Raw genomic sequence first — 23,628 nt, 5'->3', positions numbered from 1 at the left:
GAAGGAGGGCCGCCACCCAGTCGTCCGCCAGCCACCGGGCGGTGGCCTCCTCGAACAGCCGGGTGTCGTACTTCAGGAAGGCCTTGTAGCCGTCCTCGTCCCGGTAGACCTCCAGGGCGAGGGGATACTCCCCCGGGTAGGGCAGGTCGTCGAAGGCCCGGAGGTCCAGGTCGCCGGGAGCGGTGGGCGCCCCGTTGGTCAGCAGCTCCGCGCCGTCGAAGTTCTGGAACAGGAAGTTGGTCCGCACCAGCGGTCCGTCCCCGTCGCCCCGGGCCCGGACGATCTCGGCCAGCGGGTAGGCGCCGTGCTCGATCCCGGCCAGCACCCGGCGGTGGAGGGAGCGGAGCAGCCCGGCGACGTCCTCCGTGGCGGTGGACCGGATCGGCAGGCAGTTCGCGAACTGGCCGACGACGTCCTGGAACCGCTCCTCGTAGCGGGCGGCCGTGGTGACCCCCGCGATCAGGTCGTCCTGGCCGGTCACCCGGTGGAGGAAGCGGGTGTAGCCGGCGAGCAGCACGGTCGAGGCGCTGACCCGGTGGCTCCTGGCCGTCGTGGCGACCGCGTCGGCCAGCTCCCGCGGCAGCCGGGTCACGACCACGTCCGCGCGCGGCAGCCGCCCCGGGACCGGCGGGCGGTCGTACGGCAGGTCCAACCGCCCGTCCGCGCCGGCCAGTTCGGCCAGCCAGTGGTCCCGGTGCCGCTGCCCGCGCGGGCCGGCCAGCAGCTCCTCCTCCCAGGCGGTGTAGTCGCCGAACTCGGCGCTCCGCAGCCGTCCCCGGCCCCGGTAGGCGTCCTTGAGGGTGCGGACCAGCAGGGCCGTCGAGGTCCCGTCCAGCAGGATGTGGTGCGCGGTGACCAGCAGGAGCCGGCGGCCGTCGGGCAGGGCGGCCAGGTGCGCCCGGACCAGCGGGCCGGCGGCCAGGTCGAAGGGCGCGCCGACCAGGTCGCGCAGCGCGGCCAGCCGGCCGTCCCGCGTGGTGGGTGTGAGGTCGACCCGTTCGAAGGAGGGCCCCCGGGCCGGATCGACGTCCAGGTACGGGACGCCGTCCCGCTCGGCGACCACCGCGCCCAGCAGCGGGTGGATCCGGGCCTGCTCCCGGACCGCGCGTTCCAGCGCCGCCTCGTCCGGGTCGCCGTGGACCTCGAACAGGAGCGGGAGGTGGTAGGCGACGGAGTCCGGGCAGCGCACCTGGTCCCGGTACATGGTCAGTTGGCCGCGGGACAGCGCCCAGCGCCGGCCGGGTTCACCGGTGGTGCCGGTGCTGTCGGGGGCGCCGGTGGTGTCGGGGGTGCCGGCGAGGCGGGCGCAGAGGGCGTCGACGCTCTCGGCCTCGAACAGCAGGGTGGGGGAGACGTCCTCGCCGAAGTCCTCGCGCAGGGCGTTGGTGAGCTGGAGGACCAGGATCGAGTCCAGGCCGTAGTCGGTGAGCGGGGCCGAGGAGTCGATCCGCTCGGCCGGGATGCCGAGCACGGTCGCCGCCTTGGCCAGGACCAGCGCGGCCGGATCGGCCGGCGGCCGGGCGGGCAGGGTGTCCACCGGCAGGGTGTCCACCGGCCGGGCGGGCCGGGCGTCGACGGGCCGGCTGTCGACGGGCCGGGCGGGCCGGGGGTCGACGGCGGGCGCCTGCGGTCGGGCCGGCGGGGTGTCGACCACCCGGGCCGGCGGCCGGGCCTCCGAGCGTCGGTCGGGCGCCGCGGACGTCTCCCGTCCGCCTCCCGCCGGTGCCGCCGGCACCCGCTGCCGGGCCACCCCGTCGCTCTCCGCCGCGATCACCTGCTGCCCCAGCGGGAGTGCCCGGGACACCGGGAACACGACGGTGCGGAAGCCCTCACCGGCCAGCACGTCCCGCCAGTTCCCGGGCGACAGCGCCGGCGAGCCGGGGATCCGCAGCGACCGGTCGTCGAACAGCCACCAGCCCTCCAGCAGGCCGAAGGTCACGTGGCTGAACAGGTCGAACGCCGAGAGCTCGTTCAGCAGCAGCCAACCGCCGGGCCGCAGCGCGGCCTTGGCGTTGCGCAGGGTGTTGCGGGTGTCCTTGGTCGCGTGCAGCACGTTCGCGGCGATGACCAGGTCGAAGGCGCCCTCGGCGACCTCCTGCCCGGCCAGCGGCCGTTCGATGTCGAGCAGCCGGCAGTCCAGGTACGGGACCTCCGGCCCGTACGAGGCCCGGGCGTGGTTCAGGAAGGCCTTGGAGACGTCCGTGTAGACGTAGCGCTCGATGCTGTCCCGGTACGGCTGGAGGGCGGCGAACATCCCCACGCTGGTGCCGCCGGTGCCCGCGCCGACCTCCAGGATCCGCAGCCGGGCGCCCGGGTCGCGGCGCAGCCGGTCGGCGACCAGGCCGGCGGCGGTGGCGGCCATGGCGCGGTTGAACAGGTCGGCGGCGCGGTTGTCGCGGTAGCAGCCCTCCACCAGCTCCATGGAGCCGCGCGGGAACATCACGTCGGTGGGCCGGACACGGCCGGTCAGGATCCCGGGCAGGGCCCCGAGCATGGCCGCGGCCAGGCGCAGCTCCGCCGCCCGGTCGGGGTCCGCGGACCACCGGGCGCACTGCCGCTCCCACCGGGCCAGCACCTGGTCCGCGGGCTCCGCCGGCACCAGGAGCCGCTGGGCGTGCTCCCACCACTGGGCGTACTGCGGCAGGACCGCCGCGCGGTCGACGTCGGCCAGCTGGGCGGCGAGGACCTTGGCGAGCCACGGGTCCCGCTCGGCCCGCCGCCACCGGACGACCTCGTCCAGGGCGGCGTCCGTCTCGTCGGCGCCGGCCGGCAGCGTGCCGGGGCGCGGCAGGACGGCCGGGCCGTGCGCGGAGACCCGGGTGGCGCGGTCGAAGTTGGGCAGGGTGTTGCGCCGGTCGGTGCGGACGTAGGCGAGCTGCCGCTGCGGGCCGCCGAGCAGGGCGGCCAGGGCGGCGAGCCCCTCCGGCGGTTCGATCGACACCAGCCCGACCCGGGTCATCCGCTCCCGGTAGAACTCGGAGGTGACGCTCCCGAGTCCGCCCCACCAGCCCCAGTTCATGACCCGGACCGGGGTGTCCCAGTGCTGCCCGAGGGCGTGCGCGTAGGCGTCGCTGAAGGTGCAGCCGGCCGCGTAGTTGCCCTGGCCGGCGGCGGTCGTGAAGGACTGCATGGAGGACAGCAGGACCGCGAAGTCGAGCGGTTCGCCGTCGAAGGCCTCGGCCATGGCGGTCGTCACGTCGACCTTGGCGGCCAGCGCGGCGCGCAGGTCGGCCTCGTCCATCCGCGCGACGGTGCTGTCCCGCAGCACCAGCGCCGCCTGGACGACGCCGTGCACCCGGGGGTGGCGGCGCCTGACCTCGGCCAGGACCCGGCGCAGCGCGGCCGGGTCGCCGGCGTCGGTCTGGAGGTAGCGGACGTGCTCCGGGCCTCCGGCGGAGCGGATCCGGTCCGCCACGGTGGCGTCGTGCGCCCGGCGGCCGATCCAGGTGACGTGGGCGCCGTGGTTCCGCACGACGTGCCGGGTCCACGCGGAGCCCAGCCCGCCGGCGCCGCCGATGACGACGTACACGCCGCCGTCCCGGTACACCGGCCGTTCCGGGGCCTCGCACGGGGCCCAGCGGCGGGCCAGCCACTGGCCGGTGCGCCGGACCCAGGCGTCGTCGGGGGACTGGGCGGGCAGGGCGGTGAGGTCCGCGGGCCAGCCGGAGCCGTCCAGGTCGACGCGGCGGACGGTCCAGTTGCCGTACTCCCGGCCCAGCGAGCCGAACAGGCCGTGCAGCCCGGCGTGCGCGGGCTGGACCTCGTCGTCCGCGTGGGTGGCGAGCGCACGGGTCGTCACCAGGGTGATCCCGAGCGGCCTGGCGTCGTAGCCCGCCGCGACCAGCGCCTTCACCAGGCGGAACGCGGCGACCACCCCGTCCTCCTGGGCGGCGGTGTAGCCGGCGGCGTCGGTGGGCGCGAGGTCGGCCTCGGGGGCGGCCCACACCAGGTGGTCGACCGGTCCGAGTCCGCGCAGTGCGGCGGTGGCCTCCTCGACGCTCGCCGAGGCCGGCAGCGGCCAGTGGAGCGCGCCGTCGAGCGGGGCCGGTCCGCCGACGACCAGGACGCGGTCGGCGCCGGAGGGCACCGGGGGGCCGTCCGCGGGGATCGGGTCCCAGACCGGGGCGTAGAGGGCCGGTTCGACGGCGGTTTCGACGGTGGCCTCGACGGCGCCTTCGACGGCGGGTTCGGGCCGGTCCGCGCCGGCCGTTCCGGTACGGGCCTCCGGGCGGGGTTCGGTGCGGCTCCCGGTCCGGCGGGAGCTGTAGCCGACCAGCCGTACCCGGACCTCGCCGTCCTCGTCCACCAGATCGATGTCGAGCCGGCCGAGCGGCCCGGCCGCCAGGCCCCGCACCACGGCCGTCATGGCCGGGGTGCAGGGGGCGAACAGCTCGAGCCGCTCCAGCGCGAACGGCACGGCGGTGTCCCGCAGTTCGGTCAGGTGCGCCGCGACGGTGGCCTGGATCGCCGAGTCCAGCAGGGCCGGGGTGAGCGCGCCCGGCTCGGCCGCGTCGGGCAGGACCAGGTCGGCGAGCACCGTGTCGGGGCCCACGTGCGCCTGCCGGACGGCCCGCAGGCTCGGGCCGTGCTCGATGCCCATCGACCGCAGGGCCTGGTGGATCCGTTCGCCGGGCACCGTCTCCGGGCACCGCGCGCGCAGCGCGGCGAGGTCCACCCGGGCCGGGCGCGGGGCGTCGGAGGGGGCCAGGGTGCCCTCGCTGCGGACCGTCCCGCCGGTCGACAGCGTGAACCGCCGGCCGCCGCGGGCGTCGGTGCGCAGGTCGACCAGCACCTCGACGGGTTCCGGCCCGACCTCCAGCGGCCGGACCCACGTCACGTTGGTCATCCGGACGCGGGTGCCGCCCAGGGCCCGACGGGCCAGTTCCAGGTGGGCGACGGCGGGCAGGATGTGCCGGCCCTGTACGACGTGGTCCCGCAGCAGCCCGTCCGTACGGGACAGCGTGACGCGGTCGCGGTCGCGGCCCGCCGCCGGCCCGTGCCGGTCCGGGGCGAACGGGTAGGTCGGCAGCGGGACGAGGCGTCCCCCGGCCGGGGCCGGCGCGTCCCCGACCGGACGGGCGGGCGCGATGCCGTCGAGCACCGCGACCAGTTCGGCGGTGTCGCCCGCCAGGCACTCGAAGCGGTGCTCGAACCGCTTCCGGCCGACCCACAGGGTGTGGGCGAGGTCGCGCAGCTCCACCGAGGGGTGGGCGCGCAGGTGCGCCGCGAGCCGGCGCCGCTGCTCGGCGAGCTGCTGCTCCGTCCGGGCGGACAGGACCACGGGGTGGTCCGCCCTCGGCGCCGGGGGCCGCTCGGCCGACGGCGCCTCCTCGATGACGACGTGGGCGTTGGTGCCGCTGGCCCCGAAGGAGCTCACCACGCCGCAGCGCGGGCCGCCGGCGGGGGCCGCCCAGTCACGGGTCCGGGTGTTGACGTAGAACGGGCTGCCGGCCAGCGGGACCGCCTCGTTGGCGGTCTCGAAGTTCAGCGCGGCGGGGATCCGCCGGTGCCTGAGCGCCAGCAGGACCTTCAGTACGCCCGCGATGCCGGCGGCGAACTGGGCGTGTCCGATCGTGGTCTTCACCGAGCCCAGCGCGCAGTACTCGGCGCGGTCGGTCCGGGCGCGGAAGACCCGGTCCAGGGCCCGGAACTCGATCGGGTCGCCCAGCGGCGTGCCGGTGCCGTGCGCCTCGACCAGGCCGATCCGCTCCACGTCGACGCCGGCCCGCTCGTACAGCCCGCTGATCAGGCTCTCCTGGGAGACCGAACTCGGGGCGGTGATGCCGTTGGTGGCGCCGTCCTGGTTGACCCCGACGGCGGTGATCACGCCGTGGACGTGGTCCCCGTCCGCCAGCGCGTCGGCGAGCCGCTTGAGCACCACCACCCCGACGCCCTCACCGGGGACGAAGCCGTCCGCCCGGTGGTCGAAACTGTGGCAGCGCCCGCTCGGGGAGAGCATCCCCGCGCGGCCCGCGAGCCCGTACAGCCGCGGCGTGGACTGGACGAACACCCCGCCGGCCAGGGCCATCGAGGTCTCGCCGGACCAGAGGTCCTTGCACGCCAGGTCGAGCGCCACCAGCGAACTGGAGCAGGAGGTGTCGACGGCGATCGCCGGGCCCTTGAGGTCCAGGGCGTAACTGACCCGGCTCGGGATCACCGAGGCCATGTTGCCCCACAGGGCCTGGGCCGGCGCGTCCCCGTCGAGCAGCTCCAGGTAGTCCCCGGCCCAGGCGCCGACGTACACGCCGCACGGCCGCCGGTCCATCCGGCCGGCGTACCCGGCGTCCTCCAGGGCCTTCCACGACTCCTCCAGCAGCAGCCGCTGCTGGGGGTCCATCGCGGCGGCCTCGGTGCCGGAGATGTTGAAGAACAGCGCGTCGAACTCGTCGATCCGGTCGAGGAACCCGCCCCGGGTGCACGCGCTCAGGCCGTCGAGGCGGAAGCGGGTGGCGTCGGTGACCAGGTCGTCCCCGTTCTCCAGCCGCGTCCACAGCTCGTCCAGCGAGCCGGTGCCCGCGAACCGGCCGCTCATGCCGACGACCGCGATCGGGCCGCGGTCCACCGGGCCGGGGGCGGCCACCGGCTGTCCGGTGGCGGAACGGCGGCTGGTGGCGGGACGGCGGTCGGTGGCCGGGGTGCCGCCGTCGGCGGCTCCGGCGTTCGGTGCGGCGCCCGGTGTGGCGTCGAGCGCGGCCGAGGGCCGGGCCGCGCCGCCGGTCCGGGCCGGCACCATGGCGTCCCGGTGCTCGGCGAGCAGGTGCGCGGCCAGCCGGTCGACCGTGCTGTGGTCGAAGACCACGGTGGTCGAAAGGTCCAGCGAGAGCGCGGTGTTGAGCTCGTGGACCAGCCGGACGGCGAGGATGGAGTCCAGGCCCAGATCGGCGAACGCCGACCCGTCGAGGACCTCGCCGGCCTCCATCGCGAGGGCGGCGGCGACCTTCTCCCGCACCAGCGCGGGCACCAGCCCGTCCAGGTCGGCGGGTTCGGCCGGTTCGTCAAGACCGGCCAGGTCGTCCAGGTCGACCGGTTCGGCGGCCGCGGGGGGAACGGGTGCTGCGGGGGGAACGTCCCCGGACCGGGCCAGGTCGCCGATCCAGAACCGTTCCGCGGCGAACGGATAGGTGGGCAGGGCGATGGTCCGCCGCGCCTCCCGGTGCGTGCTCCGCCAGTCGATCGCGACGCCGGACGCCCACAGGGCCGCGACCTTGGACAGCTCCCCGGCGGCGCTCCAGCGCCGGACGAGCAGCTCCTGGAGCTCGCCGTCCGCGGTGAGTTCCGCGAGCAGCCCGTCGGGCGCCGTCCCCGCGCTGCCCCGGAGCCCCCGGCCCTCGCGCAGCGCGTCCCGCAGCTCCCCGGTGGAGGAGACCACGACCGCGTACCGCTCGGCCATCGCCTCCCGTCCCACCTGGAGGGTGTACGCGAGGTCGGCCAGCGGGGTGTCCGGGGCCCGGTCGAGGAACGCGGCCAACCGGTCGACGGAGGCGGCGAGTCGGTCGGGGGTCCGGGCGGAGAGGACGACGACGTGTTCGGCGCCGTCCTCGGTGCCGTCTGCGGGTTGCACGGGGTACTCCTCGACGATCACGTGCGCGTTGGAGCCGCCGGCACCGAAGGAGGACACCGCCGCGATCCGCGGGCCCTCGCTGTGCCAGGGCGCCGCTTCGCGCTGGAGCCGGAAGGGGGACGACCCGAAGTCGATGTTCGGGTTGGGCTGTTCGGCGTTCAGGGTGGGGACCAGTTCCCGGTGCCCGAGTTGCAGCAGCACCTTGGTGAGGCCCGCCACGCCGGCGGCGGCCTCCAGGTGCCCGATGCCGGACTTCACCGAACCGAGCGCGCAGTACTGGCGGTCCTCGGTGTCCTGCCGGAACGCCGCGGCCAGGCCGGCGACCTCGATCGGGTCGCCCAGCTCGGTGCCGGTGCCGTGCGCCTCGACGTACCCGACCTGCCGCGCCGAGACGCCGGCCCGGTCGAGCACCTGACGGATCAGCGCGGCCTGGGCGGTCGGGCTCGGCACGGTGTAACCGGTGCTGCGCCCGCCGTGGTTGACGCCGGTGGCGCGGATCAGGCCCAGCACCCGGTCCCCGTCGGCCAGGGCCCGGGACAGCGGCTTGAGCAGCACGCAGCCGACGCCCTCGCCCGGGACGAACCCGTGGCCGCCGGCGCCGAAGCTGCGGCAGTACCGGTCGGGCGAGAGCATGCCGGAGCGGCACAGCTCGACGTAGTCCAGCGGGTGGGTGTAGACGTTGGCGCCGCCGGCCAGGGCGACCTCGCAGGCCCCGCTGCGGAGTTGCTCGCAGGCCTCGTGGATCGCGGTCAGCGAGGCCGAGCACATGGTGTCCACGGTCAGGCTCGGCCCGCGCAGGTCGAGCAGGTAGGACACCCGGGCGCTCAGCGAGGCGAACGACAGCCCGGGGACGACGAGTTCACCCGAGGGCAGCCGGCCCGCAGGGTGCCGGGCGTGCCCGACCTTGGTGACGCCGGCGAACACCCCGACCCGGTGGTCGTGCTGCTCGGCGAGGCGGGCGCGGGTGTACCCGGCGTCCTCCAGCACCTCCCAGGCGGCCTGGACGAACAGCCGCTCCTGCGGGTCCATCGCGTAGGCGTCGCGCGGGGCGATGCCGAAGAACCTCGGGTCGAAGTCGGCGAAGCCGTCCAGGAACCCGCCCCACTTGCTGTAGCTGCGCCCGGTGGTCGCGGCGGTGGTGTGGTCGGGTTCGAAGAAGCCGTCCAGCGGCCACCGGTCGATCTCGCGGACGCTGTCGCGGCCGGCCCTGAGGTTCTCCCAGAACTCGCCCAGGTCGGCGGCGCCCGGGTAGCGGCCGCTCAGCCCGATGACGGCGATCGGCTCGTCGGGGCCGGCGGGGCGCCCGGCGGCACGTCCGACGGCGGGTTCCCCGGCGGGGACGGTCCGTCCCGAGGGGGCCGCCGGGGCGGGCCCGGTCGCCCGCTCCGGTACGGGTTGCGGTACGGGCTCCGGGCGGCGTGCGCCGCCGAGCCGGGCGGCCACCGCCCGCAGGTTCGGCTGCTCGTAGAACAGGGTCGAGGAGGCCTCGGGGTAGAACGGGGCCAGCGCACGGTTGAGCTGGATCACCATCACCGAGTCGAGACCGATGTCGACGAACGGCCGGTCCGGGTCCACCGCCTGCGGGGGCAGCTTGCTGACCTCCGCGAAGACCTCCCGCAGGTGGTCCAGCACGGCGCGGTCCGCGGTGCGGCCCCCGGACGGTGCGGGTGCGGGCGCGGGCGGAGCGGCAGCGGCAGGAGCAGCGGCCGGGGCGGGCGAGCCGTGGTGCACCCACACCCGGTCCGCCCCGGTGTGCCAGGCGTCGACCAGGGCGGCGAGGCCCGTCGGCGTCGGCATCGGGACCAGCCCCCGGTCCTCCCACAGGTAGGCCAGGGTGCGGTCGTCGACGGTCATGCCGCCGTCCTGCCACAGCGGCCAGGCCACGGAGAGCGTCCGGCCCCGCCGTTCCCCCCGGGCGACGGCCGCGTTGCGGGAGGCGGCGAACTCGTCGAGGAAGGCGTTGGCGGCCGCGTAGTCGCTCTGCCCGGGGTTGCCGGTGACGGCGGCGCCGGAGGAGTAGGCCAGGACGAACTCCAGCGGGCAGTGCGCGGTGGCCCGGTCGAGGTGGACGAGGCCGTCCGCCTTGGCGCCGAGCACCTCCTCCCACTGCGCCGCGGTCTTCTCGGCGACCAGGGCGTCGCGGACCACTCCGGCGGCGTGCACCACCCCGGTGACCTCGCCCGCCTCGGCGACGAGGTGGCGGACCTCCTCCCAGCGCGAGAGGTCGGCCCGCACGTAGCGCGCGACCGCGCCGGCCTGCCGCAGGTCGGCCAGCAGCGCCTCCACCCGCTCGTCGGCCGGCGACCGGCCCGCGAGGACGAGGGTGGGCCGTCGGACGTCGGCGGCGATCCGGCGGGCCGTCGCGGCGCCGATGCCGCCGGCGCCGCCGGTGACGAGGTAGACGCCGCCGTCCCGCCACGGCGGGGCGGAGCCGGTGGCCGGGGGAGCGGCGGGGGTCCAGCCGAGGGTCTGCCGGACGCCGTGGCGGTAGCGGACGAGGTCGTCCGCGCCGTCGGCGTTCTCCGTGACCGCGGTGGCCGGGTCGACGCCCGCGGCGCCGTCCAGGACGATCACCTGGCCGAGGACTCCCGGGTCCTCCTTGGCCACCGAGCGCAGCAGGCCGGCCAGGGCCGCGGTGTCCGTGACCACCTGGACCAGCACCGTGCCCTCCTCGGCCGCCAGGCCCCGGACGGTCTCCAGCAGTTGCCAGGACAGGTCGCGGAACCGGCTCTCCGGCCGCTGTTTGGCGGTCTCCAGCCGGATCGCCCCGGGGACGTCGCCGTCGACCCCGCACAGCACGACCGCGCGGCGGTCGTGGCGGCGGCCCGGCGCGGCGGGGGCCGGAGCCCAGGCCGGGACGGACAGGACCGTGACGGCCTCCGGGGCGGCGGCCGCTTCGGTGTCCGGTGCCGCGACGGGCGCCGGGGCGGGCTCGGCCTCCGGGTGCCAGAAGCGGTCCCGGGCGAAGGGGTACCCGGGCAGGTGCACCCGGCCGGGCGTCGCTCCGCCGGTCCAGGCCGACCGGTCGAGGGCCTCGCCCGCGATCCAGCGCGCCGCCGGACCGGTGGCCTCGCCCCGGTCGCCGGTGGCGACGAACGCCCGCAGCCGCTCCGTGAGTTGGGCCACGCTGGACACCGTCCAGGCGATCCGCTCGGCCATCTCCTCCCGGCCGGCCAGGAGGGTCCAGGCGACCGAGCGCAGGGACACCCCCTCCGACCGCTCCAGGAAGGCCAGCAGGTCCCGGGCCCGGTCGGTCAACTGCCCCGGGGTGCGCGCCGAGAGCGGCACCAGGACGTCCCCGGCGGGCTCCTCCCGGCCGGCCCGGACCGGGACGTACTCCTCGACCACGACATGGGCGTTGACGCCGCCGAAGCCGAAGCTGCTGACCCCGGCGCGCCTCGGCCCGTCCCGGCCGTCGCGGTCGCGCGGACGCGGCCAGGGCTCGTTCTCCCGGACCAGGTGGAAGGGCCCGTCGTCGAGTTCGACGAACGGGTTGACCCGCCGCAGGTGCCGGTTCGCGGGCAGCACCCCGTGCCGGAGCGAGAGCAGCACCTTCAGCAGCCCGGCGATGCCGGCGGCGGACTCCAGGTGCCCGATGTTGGTCTTGACCGAGCCCAGGCCGCAGGCGCCGTCGTCGCTGCGGCCGAGCCGGCGGAAGGCGGTGCGCAGCGCGCGGACCTCGACCGGGTCGCCGAGGGCCGTGCCGGTGCCGTGGGTCTCGATGTAGCCGATGGTGTCCGGGTCGAGGTCGCCGACGGCCGCGGTGACCAGCTCGGCCTGGGCGTCGGCGTTCGGCGCGGTGAGCGAGTTGGCCCGTCCGCCGTGGTTGTAGGCGCTGCCCCGGAGCACGCCGAGGATCGCGTCGCCGTCCCGCTCGGCCGCCGCCAGCGGTTTGAGGACGACGGCCCCGACGCCCTCGCCGCGCACGTAGCCGTTCGCGTCGGCGTCGAAGGTGCGGCACAGGCCGTCCGGGCTGAGCATCCCCGCGCGGTGGGCGCTGACGAAGGTGCCGGCGTCGAGCAGGACGTTCACCCCGCCCGCGATCGCCAGGTCGCAGGCGCCGGACCGGATGGCCTCCATGGCGCGGTGCACCGCCACCAGCGAGCTGGAGCAGGCGGTGTCGATGGGCTCGCTCGGGCCGCGCACGTCGAGCAGGTAGGAGATGCGGTTGGCCAGGATCGAGTGGTTGGTGCCGGTCGCGGTGAAGGCGTCCGGCCGCACCCCTCGGGTGCTGAGCAGGGTCGCGTAGTCGTTGTTGGTGACGCCGATGAACACCCCGGTGTTGGAGGGGAGTTCGCTCGGGCGGTGGGCGCTGTCCTCCAGTGCCTGCCACACCGTCTCCAGCACCAGCCGGTGCTGCGGGTCCATCAGTTCGGCCTCGCGCGGCAGGATCCGGAAGAACGCCGCGTCGAAGGCGTCGACCTCGTCGAGGGCGCCCATCCGCCGGGGGAAGTCCAGGGCGGTGATGGCCCGGCGCTGCTCCTCGTCGTAGCGGTCCAGCGGGAAGGCGGTGACGGAGTCCCGCCCGGCCAGCAGGTTCGCCCAGAACTCGCCGAGGTCGCGGGCGCCGGGGAAGCGTCCGGCCGCGCCGATCACGGCGATCGGCGTGTCCGGGGCCCTCCCGGGCCGGTCCGGGAGGGGCCGGCGCCCGCTGGCGGGGGTCGTCACGGCGGCGGTCGCGGGGACGGCTGCCGGGACGGTCGCGGGGCGGGCCGCCGGGCGGCGCGGCGCGGCCGAGGCCCCGTGCTCCGCGACCAGGTGGGCGCCCAGCGCCTCCAGGGTGCTGAGGTCGAAGAACACGGCCGGGCTGACCTTGGCGCCGAAGCGCTCCTCGATCTGCTTGGCGAAGTACACCAGGGAGATCGAGTCGAAGCCGAACTCGTCCATCCCGGTCCGGGGGTCGAGCTCCTCCGGCTCGAACTTCAGCAGCCCCGCCGCGATCTCGCGCAGCACCTCCACGACCCCGTCCGCACCCGAAGGTCCGGACGTGCCCTCCGCCGGCGCGGGAGTACCCGGCTCGGGGCGGAGTACGGCGGGCCGGGGGGCCCGGCGGGCCGCCGGTGGCGTCCCCCCGGTGCCGCACAGCACGCCCTCCAGCGCGCCGAGCACCTCGCCCGAAGCGTCGGCCAGGAGGATCCGGTCGGCGCCGAGGAGGACGTGGGCGACCGGCCCGCCGGACCGGACGGTGACCCGGTCGATCCGGTGCGGCGCGACCCGCTGCCAGTCCGGGTGCCCGGCCCGGCGGGCCGTCCACTGCACGCCCAGGGCGATCGCCGCGAGGACGGACGGTTCGACGGTCACGTTCCGCCGGGCGTGGTCCTGCTGGACGCCGGGGCGGGACAGGTGCAGGACGGTGCCGCCGTCCGGGGCGGCGGACACCGCGTCGACGGCGCAGGAGGCGGCCCGGGGGACGACGCCGCCCTCGGCCAGTTCGGCCAGGAGGCCCGCCCGGTCCAGCACCTGCCGCAGGCCGGTGAGGTCGATCCGGCCGGTGGGCGCGTCGGCCGCCCGGACGGTGAACTCGACGGCCGGCGGCCCGTCCCCGGCCCGCACCAGGCCGTGGCCGTCGGCGAACTCCGTGACGAGGCGGTCGGTGGCCGACCAGTCGACCGGCCGCAGCACCCGCAGGTCCTGGACGGCCGGCTCGGCCGCGTACCCGCTGACCTTCGCGGTGGCGAGCGCGAGGTCCACGGCGAAGGTGGACACCACGACGGGGAGCCCGTCCTGGCGGTAGGTGTAGTCCTGGAGGTCGTCGAGCCGCAGGTCCGCGGTGTAGCGCAGGCCGTGGACGTCGGACTCGTTGCGTCCCAGGAAGGGGTGCAGCCGCTCGCGGTGGGCCAGCGGGGCGAGCACGGTCGGCGCGTCCTCGTCCACCTCGACCCAGCAGCGCACCCGGTCGAAGGGGTACGGGGGCAGCGGGACCCGCCGGGCCGTGGGCAGCCGGTCCCAGTCGACGCTGCGGCCCGCGAGCCAGGTCCGGGCGATCTCGTGCTCCGGGAGGTCCCGGCGGCCCGCCGCCCAGCCGTCCAGGGCGGCCAGGGCGGCCGCCTTGTCGGCCGCCACGAAGGCCCAGCGGTGCGGCAGTTCGTTCCTGCCGACCCGCAGGGTGAAGGCGATGTCGGGGAGGTCGGCCTCGCGGGCCCCGGCGAGGTGGTCGCGGAAGACGGCCAGGTGGCGTCCGAGGGCGGCCTCGTTCATGGCGGAGAACACGAACAGCTGCTCGCCGAAGGGCTCCTGGCGCACCGGCCGCAGCGGGTACTCCTCCAGGATGATGTGGGAGTTCATGCCGCCGGCGCCGATCGAGGTGAGGCCGGCCCGGCGCGGGTGGGTGACCTCCCGGCCGTCGACCGTGGTGACGACCGGCTGCCAGTCGGCGAGGGTCTGCTGGACCCGGAACGGGGTGTCCGCGAAGTCGATGTCCGGGTTGAGCTCCGTGCTGTGCAGGGACGGCACCAGCTTGCCGTGCCGCAGCTGGAGCAGCACCTTCGCCAGGCCCACCATCCCGGCGGCGGCGAGCAGGTGGCCCATGGTGGCCTTGACCGAGCCGAGGGCGCAGAACTGCCGGTCCTCGGTGTACTTCCGGTACGCCGAGGTGAGGGCGCGGACCTCGATCGGGTCGCCCAGGGCGGTGCCCGAGCCGTGGCCCTCGACGTAGCCGATCGTCCTCGGGTCGATCCCGGCGTCCTCGACGGCCTTCTCGATCGCGCGGGCCTGCATGCCGGGGCTCGGCACGGTGAAGCCGTTGCGCACACCGGCGTTGGACAGGGCGGTGCCCTTGATCACGGCGTACACGTGGTCGCCGTCGCGCTCCGCGTCGACCAGCGGCTTGAGCACCACCGCGCCGACGCCCTCGCCGAGGATGGTGCCGTCCACGCCGACGCCGAAGCTGCGGATCACGTCGGAGGTGCCGGTGGTGAAGTGCTCCTGCGAGGAGGTGATCAGGTTGTACGGGTGCAGCAGCAGGTTGATGCCGCCGGCGACCACCATCCGGCACTCGCCGGCCCGCAGCATCTGCACGGCCTGGTGGACACAGGTCGAGGAGGCCGAGCACATGGTGTCCACGAAGATCGACGGCCCGGTCAGGCCGTAGAAGTAGGACAGCATGTTCGGGATCGTCCCGGTGTAGCTGCCGCTCTGCGGGGCGCCGCGGGTGAGGCTGTTCTGGAAGCCGTACAGGTTGTAGTGGTTGCTCATCGTCCCGACGAGCACGCCGACGTCGCCCTGGTAGCGGCGCCGGATGGTCTCCCGGGAGTAGCCCGCGTCCTCCAGCGCCTGTACACCGGCCTGGAGGAACAGCCGCACCTCCGGGGACATCTGCTCGGCCTCGCGCTTGGAGATCCGGAAGTACCGGGGGTCGAAGGCGTCGATGTCGCGCAGGAAGGTCCCGGTCCGGATCACGCTCTTGCCGGGTACGGCCCGGTCGCTGTCGTGGACGACGCGGTGGTCCCAGCGGTCGGCGGGGACCTCGGTGAAGCTGTGCCGACCGTTCTCCAGCAGCTCCCACAGCTCGTCGAGGGTGTCGGCGCCGGGGTAGCGCCCGGAGACCCCGATGATCGCGATGTCGTGCCGGTCGTCGCGGTCCCGGTGCGGCCCGGACGGCTCCGCGCGGGCCTCGGCGACATCGACGGCGGCGACGGCCTCGGGGGTGGTCCGGACGGGCACATCGACCGGCTCCGGCTCGGGTTCGGCCTGCGGCGCCGCCCCGCCGAGGACGGCCTCCAACTGCTCCCGCCGGGACTCCACGAAGTGGGCGGCGACGTCGGCGATGTTGAGGTACTCGAAGAAGATGGTCTTGGACAGCGGCCCGAACAGCTTCTCCAGCTCGGCGGTCACACCCATGATGCTCAGCGAGTCGATGCCGTACGCGACGAGGTCGGTGGCCGGGTCGAGGTCCTCCGGCCGGTGCCGGAGGACCTCGGCGACGATCCGCCGCAGCAGTTCCTCGGTCCGCTCGGTCAGGTCCCCGCCGTCGCCGCCGGGTACCGGGCCGGCGGGTACGGCGGTCCGAACCGGTGTGCCCGGTACGGCGGTTCGGACCGGTGAGGCGGGCCGGGCCGCGAGCGTGGCGCCCGCGCCGTAGCCGACCACGACGTGCGCCGGGGCGTCGGCGCGCAGCGCCCCGCCGAGCGCGCGCAGCCCGTCCTCGGTGGGCAGCGGCTCCCAGCCCCGCTCGCGGCGCATCGCCTCCCGGCCGGCCGCGTCCATCGTCATGCCGCCGTCGGCCCACAGCGGCCAACTGACCGCGACGGTACGGCCGGTGCGCTCGCCGGCGTCGACCAGGGACTGCCGGTGCGCGGCGAACGCGTCCAGGAAGGCGTTGGCCGCGGCGTAGTCGGACTGGCCGGGGTTGCCGTACACCCCGGCGACCGACGAGAAGAGCACGAAGTGGTCCAGGTCGAGGTGGCGGGTGGCGGCGTCGAGGTTGAGCGCGCCGCGGATCTTCGGCGCGCCCACGGTGCGGACGTCGGCCAGGTCCTTGCGCACCAGGTACTGGTCGCGCAGGACGCCGGCCGCGTGGACGACGCCGTCGAGCGAGCCGTGGTCGCGCAGGATCGTCTCGACCGCGGCCCGGACCTCCTCGGCGTCGGCCACGTCCACCGGCAGGTGGTGGGCGTCGACGCCGTCGGCGCGCAGCTCGGCGAGCGGGCCGGTGGCGGACCGTCCGCTGAGCACCACCGTGGCCCCGGCGCGGCCGAAGTAGCGGGCCAGGTGCGGACCGAGGCCGCCCAGGCCGCCGGTGATCCAGTACACCCCGCCGGTCCGCAGCTCCGGGACGGCCGGGCCGGCCGCGAGCGGGGCGTCGACGGGTTCCAGCACCTGCCGGACCCCGTCGGCCCGGCGGCGGACCTCGCTGTCGGCGCCCTCGTCCGCGCACTCCTCGGCGACGATCCGCTCGATCGTCGCCGGGTCCGCGCCCTCCAGGCCGTCGACGCGCACCACCCGGCCGGTGACCAGCGGGTTCTCCAGGGCCACCGTGCGGAACAGCCCCGCCAGCGGCCGGTGGAAGTGCGCCGGGACCCGCCCGTCGACCAGCACCACGAACCGGTGCTCGGTGGTGGGCCGGGTGAGCAGCAGCTCCCGGACGGCGGCGAACACCGTGTCCGTCACGGCCTCGACGCCGTCGGCCGGGGCCGAGGGGGCGACGCCCGGCAGCTCCGGGGTGTGCGGGGTGCGGGCCGGGCCGCCGGGGACGGCCGGCCGGTCCGTCCACCGGGTGGTGGCGGTGACGACCCGCGGGCCGGTGCCGGTGCCGGTGGCGCGCTGGGCGAGCCCCCGGATCGTGGCGTGCACGGTGCCCTCGTGGTCGCACAGGTCGATGTCGAAGGTGGCCACTGCGCCGGAGCCGCCGGAGCCGCCGGAGGCCCCGGAACCCCCGGAACCGCCGGTCCGCCGGATCCAGGCCCAGCTCTCGGCCGGGCACGGCCCGTGGACCAGGACCTCGTCCAGGGCCAGCGGCAGGGTCGGCCCGGCGGTGTCCGGCATCAGCGTGACGGAGACCTGGAAGGCCGCGTCCAGCAGGCTCGGCGGCAGCAGGTGTCCGGCTCCCTCGGGCTCGGTCGGCCGGATGCGGGCGAGTGCCCCGTCCGGGCCGGTGCGCAGCTCCCGCAGCGCGCGCATGGCCGGGCCGTACTCCAGGCCCTGGGCGCGCAGCCGCCGGTGGACGGCGTCGGGCTCGGCCGGGTCCGGGCAGGAGGCGCGCAGCGCGGCCAGGTCGAGCGGGGCCGGCGGCGCGGGCAGGACGAGCTCGGCGCGGCCGGTGCCGTGCTCCGTGCCGTCGCGTACGAACGCGACGGCGATGCCGTGGTCCCCGGGCGTCAGTTCGACCTGGACGTCGACGGGTTCCTCGTCGACGGTGATCGGCCGCACCCAGGCCAGGTCGTGCAGCCGGACGGTCCCCGTCCCGGTGGCCGAGAGCGCCACGGCGGCCCGGGCCATCTCGACGTAGGCGGCGGCGGGCAGCACCCGCCGGCCGCCGACCCGGTGGTCGTCGAGGAAGGGCTCGGCGCCGGTGAACGTCGAGGTGTAGCGCTGCTGCGCCAGGTCGGAGGTGTTGCGGTGGACGAGGGGGTGCAGCTGCCCGGTGGCGGCGGGGGCGACGGGCTCCGGCACGCGGTACCAGTGCCGGTCCCGCGCGAACGGGTAGGTGGGCAGCCGCACCCGCTGGGCGCCGGGGTGGTGCGGCCAGCTCGCGTCGCCGCCCGCCAGCCAGTCGGCGACCGCGGTCATCAGCTCGGGGTCGGCGCCGGCGGGGTTGGCGGCCTCGCCCGCCGGGAGCTCGCCGGACACCAGCGTCCCCAGCGCGGCCACGAGCTGGTCCCGGTCGGCGACGACGAGCGCGGCCCGGACGGCCAGCGGTTCGCGGCCCACCCGCAGGGTGTGGGCGATGTCGGCCGGCGACTGGTGCGGCAGCAGCGCGGACTCCGGCGCGAGCAGGTGCTCCCGCAGCAGTCCGGCGAGCACCCGCAGCCGCTCGGGGCTGCGCGCCGACAGCGGGACGACGTACGGGCCCGGCGCGCCGGCCGAGGAGGTGCGGCGGCGCGGTTCCTCCATCAGCACGTGGGCGTTGGTCCCGCCGAAGCCGAAGGAGCTGACGCCGGCCCGGCGGGGCGCGCCGTCCACGGCCGGCCAGGGCCGGGTCCCGTCGACGATGTAGAAGGGGCTGCCGGCCAGGTTGATCAGCGGGTTCAGGCTCCGGAAGTTGACGGTCGCGGGCAGCACCCCGGCCGTCATGGCGGCGACGACCTTCACCATGCCCGCCACCCCGGCGGCGGATTCCAGGTGCCCGATGTTGGTCTTGACCGAGCCGATGCCGGTGGTGTCCGGGTCGGGTTCGGTCCCGGCGGCCTCGTGCAGGTTGCGGAAGGCGCGCTTGAGGCCGACGATCTCGATCGGGTCCCCGACCGGGGTGCCCGGCCCGTGTGCCTCGATGTAGCCGACGGTGCCGGGCGCGACGCCCGCCCGGGTGTAGACGTCCTCGATCAGCGCGGCCTGGGCGGTCGGGCTGGTCACGGTCAGCGAGTTGGTCCGGCCGCCGTGGTTGGTGCCGACGCCCTTGATCACCCCGTGGACCGGGTCGCCGTCCGCGATCGCCCGGGCGAGCGGCTTGAGCAGCAGGACCGCCCCGCCCTCGCCCCGGACGAACCCGTCGGCGCCCTCGTCGAAGGCCTGCGCCCGGCCGGTGGGCGAGAGCATGCCGGCCTTGCTGAAGGCCACGAAGTGCTTCGGGGACCAGCACAGGTTGACGCCGCCGGCCAGCGCCAGGTCGCAGTCCCCGTTGTTGAGCGCGGTCACGGCCTCGTAGACGGACACCAGGGAGCTGGAGCAGGCGGTGTCGTTGGTGATGCTCGGGCCGTGGAGGTCGAAGTGGTAGGAGAGCCGGTTGGCGACGATCGAGTACGCCGTTCCGGTCGGGAAGTAGGCGTCGGTCGCCACGTCGTCGCGCTCGATGAGTTCGGCGTAGTCGGCGTGGCAGACGCCCATGAAGACCCCGGTGCGGCTGCCCGCGAGCTCGCTCGCGCGGTAGCCCGCGTCCTCGACGGCCTTCCAGGCGAGTTCGAGGGCGAACCGCTGCTGCGGGTCCATCGTCTCGGCCTCGCGCGGGGAGATGGCGAAGAAGGCGGCGTCGAAGCGGTCCGCGTCCTCGATGAACCCGGCCCAGATGCTGTTGGTCCGTTCGCCGCCGTTGCGCGGGTCCCCGAAGTAGCGTTCCTTGGACCACCGTTCGGCCGGGACCTCGGTGATCAGGGAGCGTCCGGCGGCGAGGTGGTCGAAGAGCGTGGCGAGGGTGTCGGCCCCGGGGAAGCGCAGGGCGAGTCCGATGATGGCGATGCCGTCGGTGGTCACCGGGCCTCCTTTCCGGTCCGGACGGCGTGGCGCCGGTCCACGGTCACTTTCAGGTCGAGCGCCGGGGCGGCCGATCCGCCGTTCCGGCCGGCGCCGTCGAGCACGAACTGCCGGTGGAGCACGGCGGTGGTGAGCAGGTAGACGAAGGCCTGGTCCTCCTTGGTGCTCACGTCCTCGGCGGGCGAGGCCATGACGCGGTCCGTCAGGCGGCGGGCGAACCGCTGGTCCAGGAAGTCGAGCTTGCCCAACTCGGCGTCGGACAAGAGGAGTTCCAGGTAGTCCGGGCGGTGCTCCTTGAACACCTCACTGCCCGGGGCGCGGTAGGGCTGCTTGGGGCGGTCCGTGGTCCACTGCGGCAGCTCGGCGCGGAACGCCTTCTTCAGGACGGCCTTCTCGTTCCACCCGTCGTCGAAGCGGAGGTTGACCGCGGAGGCGGCCCGGACCACCGCCGGGTCGAGGAACGGGCAGCGGTTCTCCACGCTGTGCGCCAGGGCGACGCGCTCGCCCTGGGTCGAGAGCAGGAAGCCGGGCAGCAGGGTCTTGTACTCCAGCCACTGGGCCTTCTGCACCGCGGACATGGCCTGGTAGCCCGGCGCCCGGGCGACCAGGTCGAGCAGGTCGGCGAACGGGTCCTCCCGGGAGGCGAGCAGCCGGGCCGCGAACCTGCCGTTCTGGTACCGCAGTTCGTGGGAGAACAGGCCGGGCAGCCGCTCGGTGGCGAACTGCTGGTACAGGCCGAGCAGGTGGCCCTGGTGGGCCGGGCCGAAGTGCGCCAGCTCCGGGTGCAGGGTGGCGAGTCCGGCGCGCCGCTCGGTGTCGGTGAGCCCGTGCCAGCGTTCGCGCAGCATGGTCTCGCGGAACAGGGAGTAGCCGAGGAAGGCCTCGTCGGAGCCCTCGCCGCTGAGCACGGTCTTGATGCCCGCGTCGCGGACGTGGCGGGAGAGCAGGAACATCGGGACGAAGGAGGTCCGGAAGGCGGGCACCTCGGCGTGGTACACCGCCGACGGGAGGTTGTCGGCGATGTCCGCGCCGGTGACCGGGAGGGCGGAGTGCAGGGTGCCCAAGTGCTCGGCGACCAGCAGTTGGCTGTCGGACTCGTCGAAGTTCTTGTCCCGGAAGGCCACCGAGAAGGTGCGGACCTGGTGCCGGGACAGCTGCGTGGCGAGGCTGGTGACCACGGAGGAGTCGAGGCCGCCGCTCAGGTAGACGCCGACCTCCACGTCGGAGCGCAGGCGCAGCTCCACCGCGGTCCGCAGGCTCTCCCGGACGAAAGCGACCGCCTCCGGCTCGGTGCCGTCGAAGCCCGGTACGTCGAAGGAGAGTTCCTCGTACGCGCGCGGCGAGCGCCGGTCGCCGCCGGCCTCCAGGTAGCAGCCCATGGGCAGTTGGCGGACGCCGGCGAACGGCGTGCGGTCGGGCAGCGGCGTCCACACCGCGTAGATCGACGCGAGGTCCGGCGGGGAGAGCTCGAAGCGGAAGCCGGGGAACGCGCCGAAGGCCTTCGCCTCGGAGGCGAACAGGAGGGCGCCGCCGTGCTCGGCGTAGTACAGCGGGCGCTTGCCGTAGCGGTCGCGGGCCAGGACGAGCCCGCCGGTGGCGGTGTCCCTGATCGCGAGCGCGAACGGGCCGTTGAAGCGGGCGAAGCAGGCCGGACCCCACTGGATCCAGGCCTGGAGGGCGACTTCGGTGTCGGAGTGGTCGGTGCGGAACGGGCGGCCCAGGCCCTCCAGTTCCGCGCGCAGTTCGACGTGGTTGTAGATCTCGCCGTTGAAGCAGATCCAGTAGCGCTCCGTCGGGTCCGACATCGGCTGGGCGCCGTCGGCGGGATCGACGATCGCCAGCCGTACGGTGCCCATCGCGAGCCCGTCGTCCAGGTAGTAGCCGGCCTGGTCCGGTCCGCGGTGGCGGATGGTCGAGAGCATCGAGGTGATGACCTCGTCGGGTGCTCCGGTCAGTGGTGGGTCCGCGAGGAACCCGGCGATTCCGCACATGGCAGTCCCCCTATTCCCCGGCGAGCTTCTTCTGGACGAATTCATCGATCGCGTTGAGCGATACGAGGACGTTCATGAGGATCTCGTCGCCGTCGAGGGCCAGCGAGAACTCGGACTCCAGGAAGCGCATCATCCTGACGTAGCCGAAGGAGTCGATGACCCCGGCCTTGAACAGGTCGGTGTCCGGGGTGGTCTCATCGTCGAACTCGAAGAGGAAGCGCTCCTCCAGGTACGTCCGGATCGTGTCCGTCGTCGATTCCATCGTTCAGGCTCCAGACGTGATTTTGTCGACCATGCGGGTGAGGGAGGTGCCCCCGATCTCGGTGAACTCCACGTCGTCGTCCCGGTCGAGGAGACTTCGTACGCAGTCGGTCCAGCGCACCGGGGCGACGAGCTGTTCGGCCAGCAGCCGGGCGGTCTCCTCCGGCCGGTGCGGCCGGGCGGTGACATTGGAGACGACCGGGGTGCGGGGTGCGGCGAATGCGAAGCCGGTGAGGAATTCCGCGAAGCGCACGCGGGCCGGCTCCATGTAGCGGGAGTGGAAGGGCGCGCTCACCCTCAGGCGGGCGACCCGGATCCCGTTCTCCTCGAGGCATTCGACCGCGGCGGCCAGCACGGGGGGAGTGGCCGCGATGACGAGTTGTGACGGGGTGTTCAGGCCGGCGATGTCGACGCCGTCGATCCCGTGCTCGGCGAGGAGCTCCAGCAGCCGTTCCTCGGGGGTGTCCAGGACGGCGGCCATGCCCCCGTCGGAGGCCGCGGCCATGAGCTCGCCGCGCTTGGCGACCAGCCGGAGCCCGGTCTCGAAGTCGAACACCCCGGCGGCCAGCAGGGCGTTGTACTCGCCGAGGCTGTGCCCCAGGTAGACGTCCGCCGGGCGGTCCTCCCGGTGGGTGCGCTCGAAACCGTGCAGGGCGTTGACGACGAAGATCGCCGGCTGGGTGTACTCGGTCCGGCCGAGCAGGCCGTCCGGGTCCTTGGTGCACAGGGCGGCGAGGTCGTACCCCAGCAGGTCGGAGGCGAATCCGACCAGTCCTGGGTAGCGTTCGAGGACCTCGGCGCCCATTCCCTTGTGCTGGCTGCCCTGGCCGGCGAAGAGCATGGCGAACACGGCATTCCTCCGACGGGTGTCGCGGGGATGAGGGGGTGTGGCGAGAAGGGGGCGCGCGCCCGGTCTCACAGACGGCAGGTCGGGACGACCGACCTGAGCACGTTCAGGACCGCGCGGCCGCGCCGGTCGAGGGCGAGGCCGGGGGCGGCGGCCACGCCGAGCGACGCGGTCGGCGCGTCCCCGGCGAGTTCGACCGAGCGGATCCGGCCGCCGTCCAGCGTCGTGGCCCGGTGGGCGCGCTGGTGGACGAGGGCGAACCCGCACCCGGCGGCCACCAGGCCGCGGACGGTCTCCGGCCCGGTGGCGGTGACCACCGGTGGCAGCGGGACGCCGACGTCGGCGAAGAACTTCTCGAAGTGGAGCAGCAGCGGCGGGTCGTCGAGGGCGACGAACGGCCGCTCGGCGAGCTCGGCCAGGCGGACGGGGTCGGCCCGGCCGCACGGGTCGTCGTCCGCGACGAGCGCCCGCATGGGCAGCTCGGCCAGCGGGACGAACCGGGAGCCGCCGCTCAGGAAGTCGTAGGTGACGGCCAGTTCGCACTGCCCGTCCCGGAGCAGGGCCAGCAGCCGGTCGGCCGGTTCCTCCCGGGTGGTCAGCCGCAGGCCCGCGTGGCGTTCCGCGGTGATCCGGTGGGTCTGGGGGAGCAGGAACGGGGCGACCGGGGTGAGGAACCCGACGCCGAGCCGGCCTTCGATGCCGCCGGCCAGCGCGTCCCCCTGCTCCTGGAGGCTCCTGGCCTGTCCCAGCAGCGCGCGGGCGCCGAGGAGCAGGTCCCGCCCGTTCGGGGTGAGGGTGACCCCGCGGGCGTGGTGGCGCAGCAGCAGCTGCACGCCGAGTTGGCGTTCCAGCCGCATGATGGCCGAGGAGACGGTCGATTGCGAGGCTCTGAGCTTCTCGGCCGCTTCCGAGATGTTTCCGAGTTCGGCCGATTCCACGAAATAGCGCAACTGCGTGAGGCTGAAGTCCAGGCGGTCGGTCATTCTTCACGTCCGGAGTGATTTCTCGGTCGGTCGGATCGTGTGGGCGCGGTTCGCGCGCGTTCCGGCCGCTTCAGGTCCGGTGCGCGTTCCGGGGCGATCGTCTGGGCGTACGCGGCGCGGTTCCGGCGCCGGGACAGTGGA

4 protein-coding genes and 1 pseudogene are annotated in these 23,628 nt (G+C 75.1%); all 5 read right to left on the bottom strand.

The features are described from left to right. Positions 1 to 64 precede the first annotated feature (64 nt). Positions 65 to 19,405 (bottom strand): annotated as a pseudogene (locus ACFCY1_RS18230) (SDR family NAD(P)-dependent oxidoreductase); the annotation flags it as partial. Then, the gene (gene asnB / locus ACFCY1_RS18225) at positions 19,402 to 21,396 is read right to left on the bottom strand and encodes an asparagine synthase (glutamine-hydrolyzing) (RefSeq protein WP_375875198.1); all 1,995 of its coding nucleotides are present in this window, start codon (positions 21,394 to 21,396) and stop codon (positions 19,402 to 19,404) included. The gene asnB and the pseudogene ACFCY1_RS18230, both read right to left, overlap by 4 nt. A gap of 10 nt (positions 21,397 to 21,406) precedes the next feature. Then, positions 21,407 to 21,658, bottom strand: a complete 252-nt coding sequence (locus tag ACFCY1_RS18220; RefSeq protein WP_049651481.1) for an acyl carrier protein — start codon at positions 21,656 to 21,658, stop codon at positions 21,407 to 21,409. A gap of 3 nt (positions 21,659 to 21,661) precedes the next feature. Continuing rightward, a complete protein-coding gene (locus ACFCY1_RS18215; protein ID WP_375875271.1) occupies positions 21,662 to 22,498 on the bottom strand; it encodes an ACP S-malonyltransferase in 837 nt (278 codons plus the stop codon). A 74-nt stretch (positions 22,499 to 22,572) separates the two neighbouring features. Then, on the bottom strand, positions 22,573 to 23,487 hold the full coding sequence (locus ACFCY1_RS18210; protein WP_049651483.1) for a LysR family transcriptional regulator: 915 nt from the start codon (positions 23,485 to 23,487) through the stop codon (positions 22,573 to 22,575). Between the last annotated feature and the right edge of the window lie 141 nt (positions 23,488 to 23,628).

The sequence above is a fragment of the Kitasatospora sp. NPDC056273 genome, from assembly GCF_042268845.1.
Taxonomy (GTDB): Bacteria; Actinomycetota; Actinomycetes; order Streptomycetales; family Streptomycetaceae; genus Kitasatospora.
The sequence above is the reverse complement of the archived record's forward strand: the minus strand, read 5'-3'. Positions and strand labels throughout refer to the sequence as shown.

Coding starts and splice junctions, on each gene's coding strand:
- ACFCY1_RS18210 (WP_049651483.1), bottom strand. CDS start 23,487: ATGACCGACCGCCTGGACTTCAGCCTCACGCAGTTGCGCTATTTCGTG.
- ACFCY1_RS18220 (WP_049651481.1), bottom strand. CDS start 21,658: ATGGAATCGACGACGGACACGATCCGGACGTACCTGGAGGAGCGCTTC.
- ACFCY1_RS18215 (WP_375875271.1), bottom strand. CDS start 22,498: ATGCTCTTCGCCGGCCAGGGCAGCCAGCACAAGGGAATGGGCGCCGAG.
- asnB (WP_375875198.1), bottom strand. CDS start 21,396: ATGTGCGGAATCGCCGGGTTCCTCGCGGACCCACCACTGACCGGAGCA.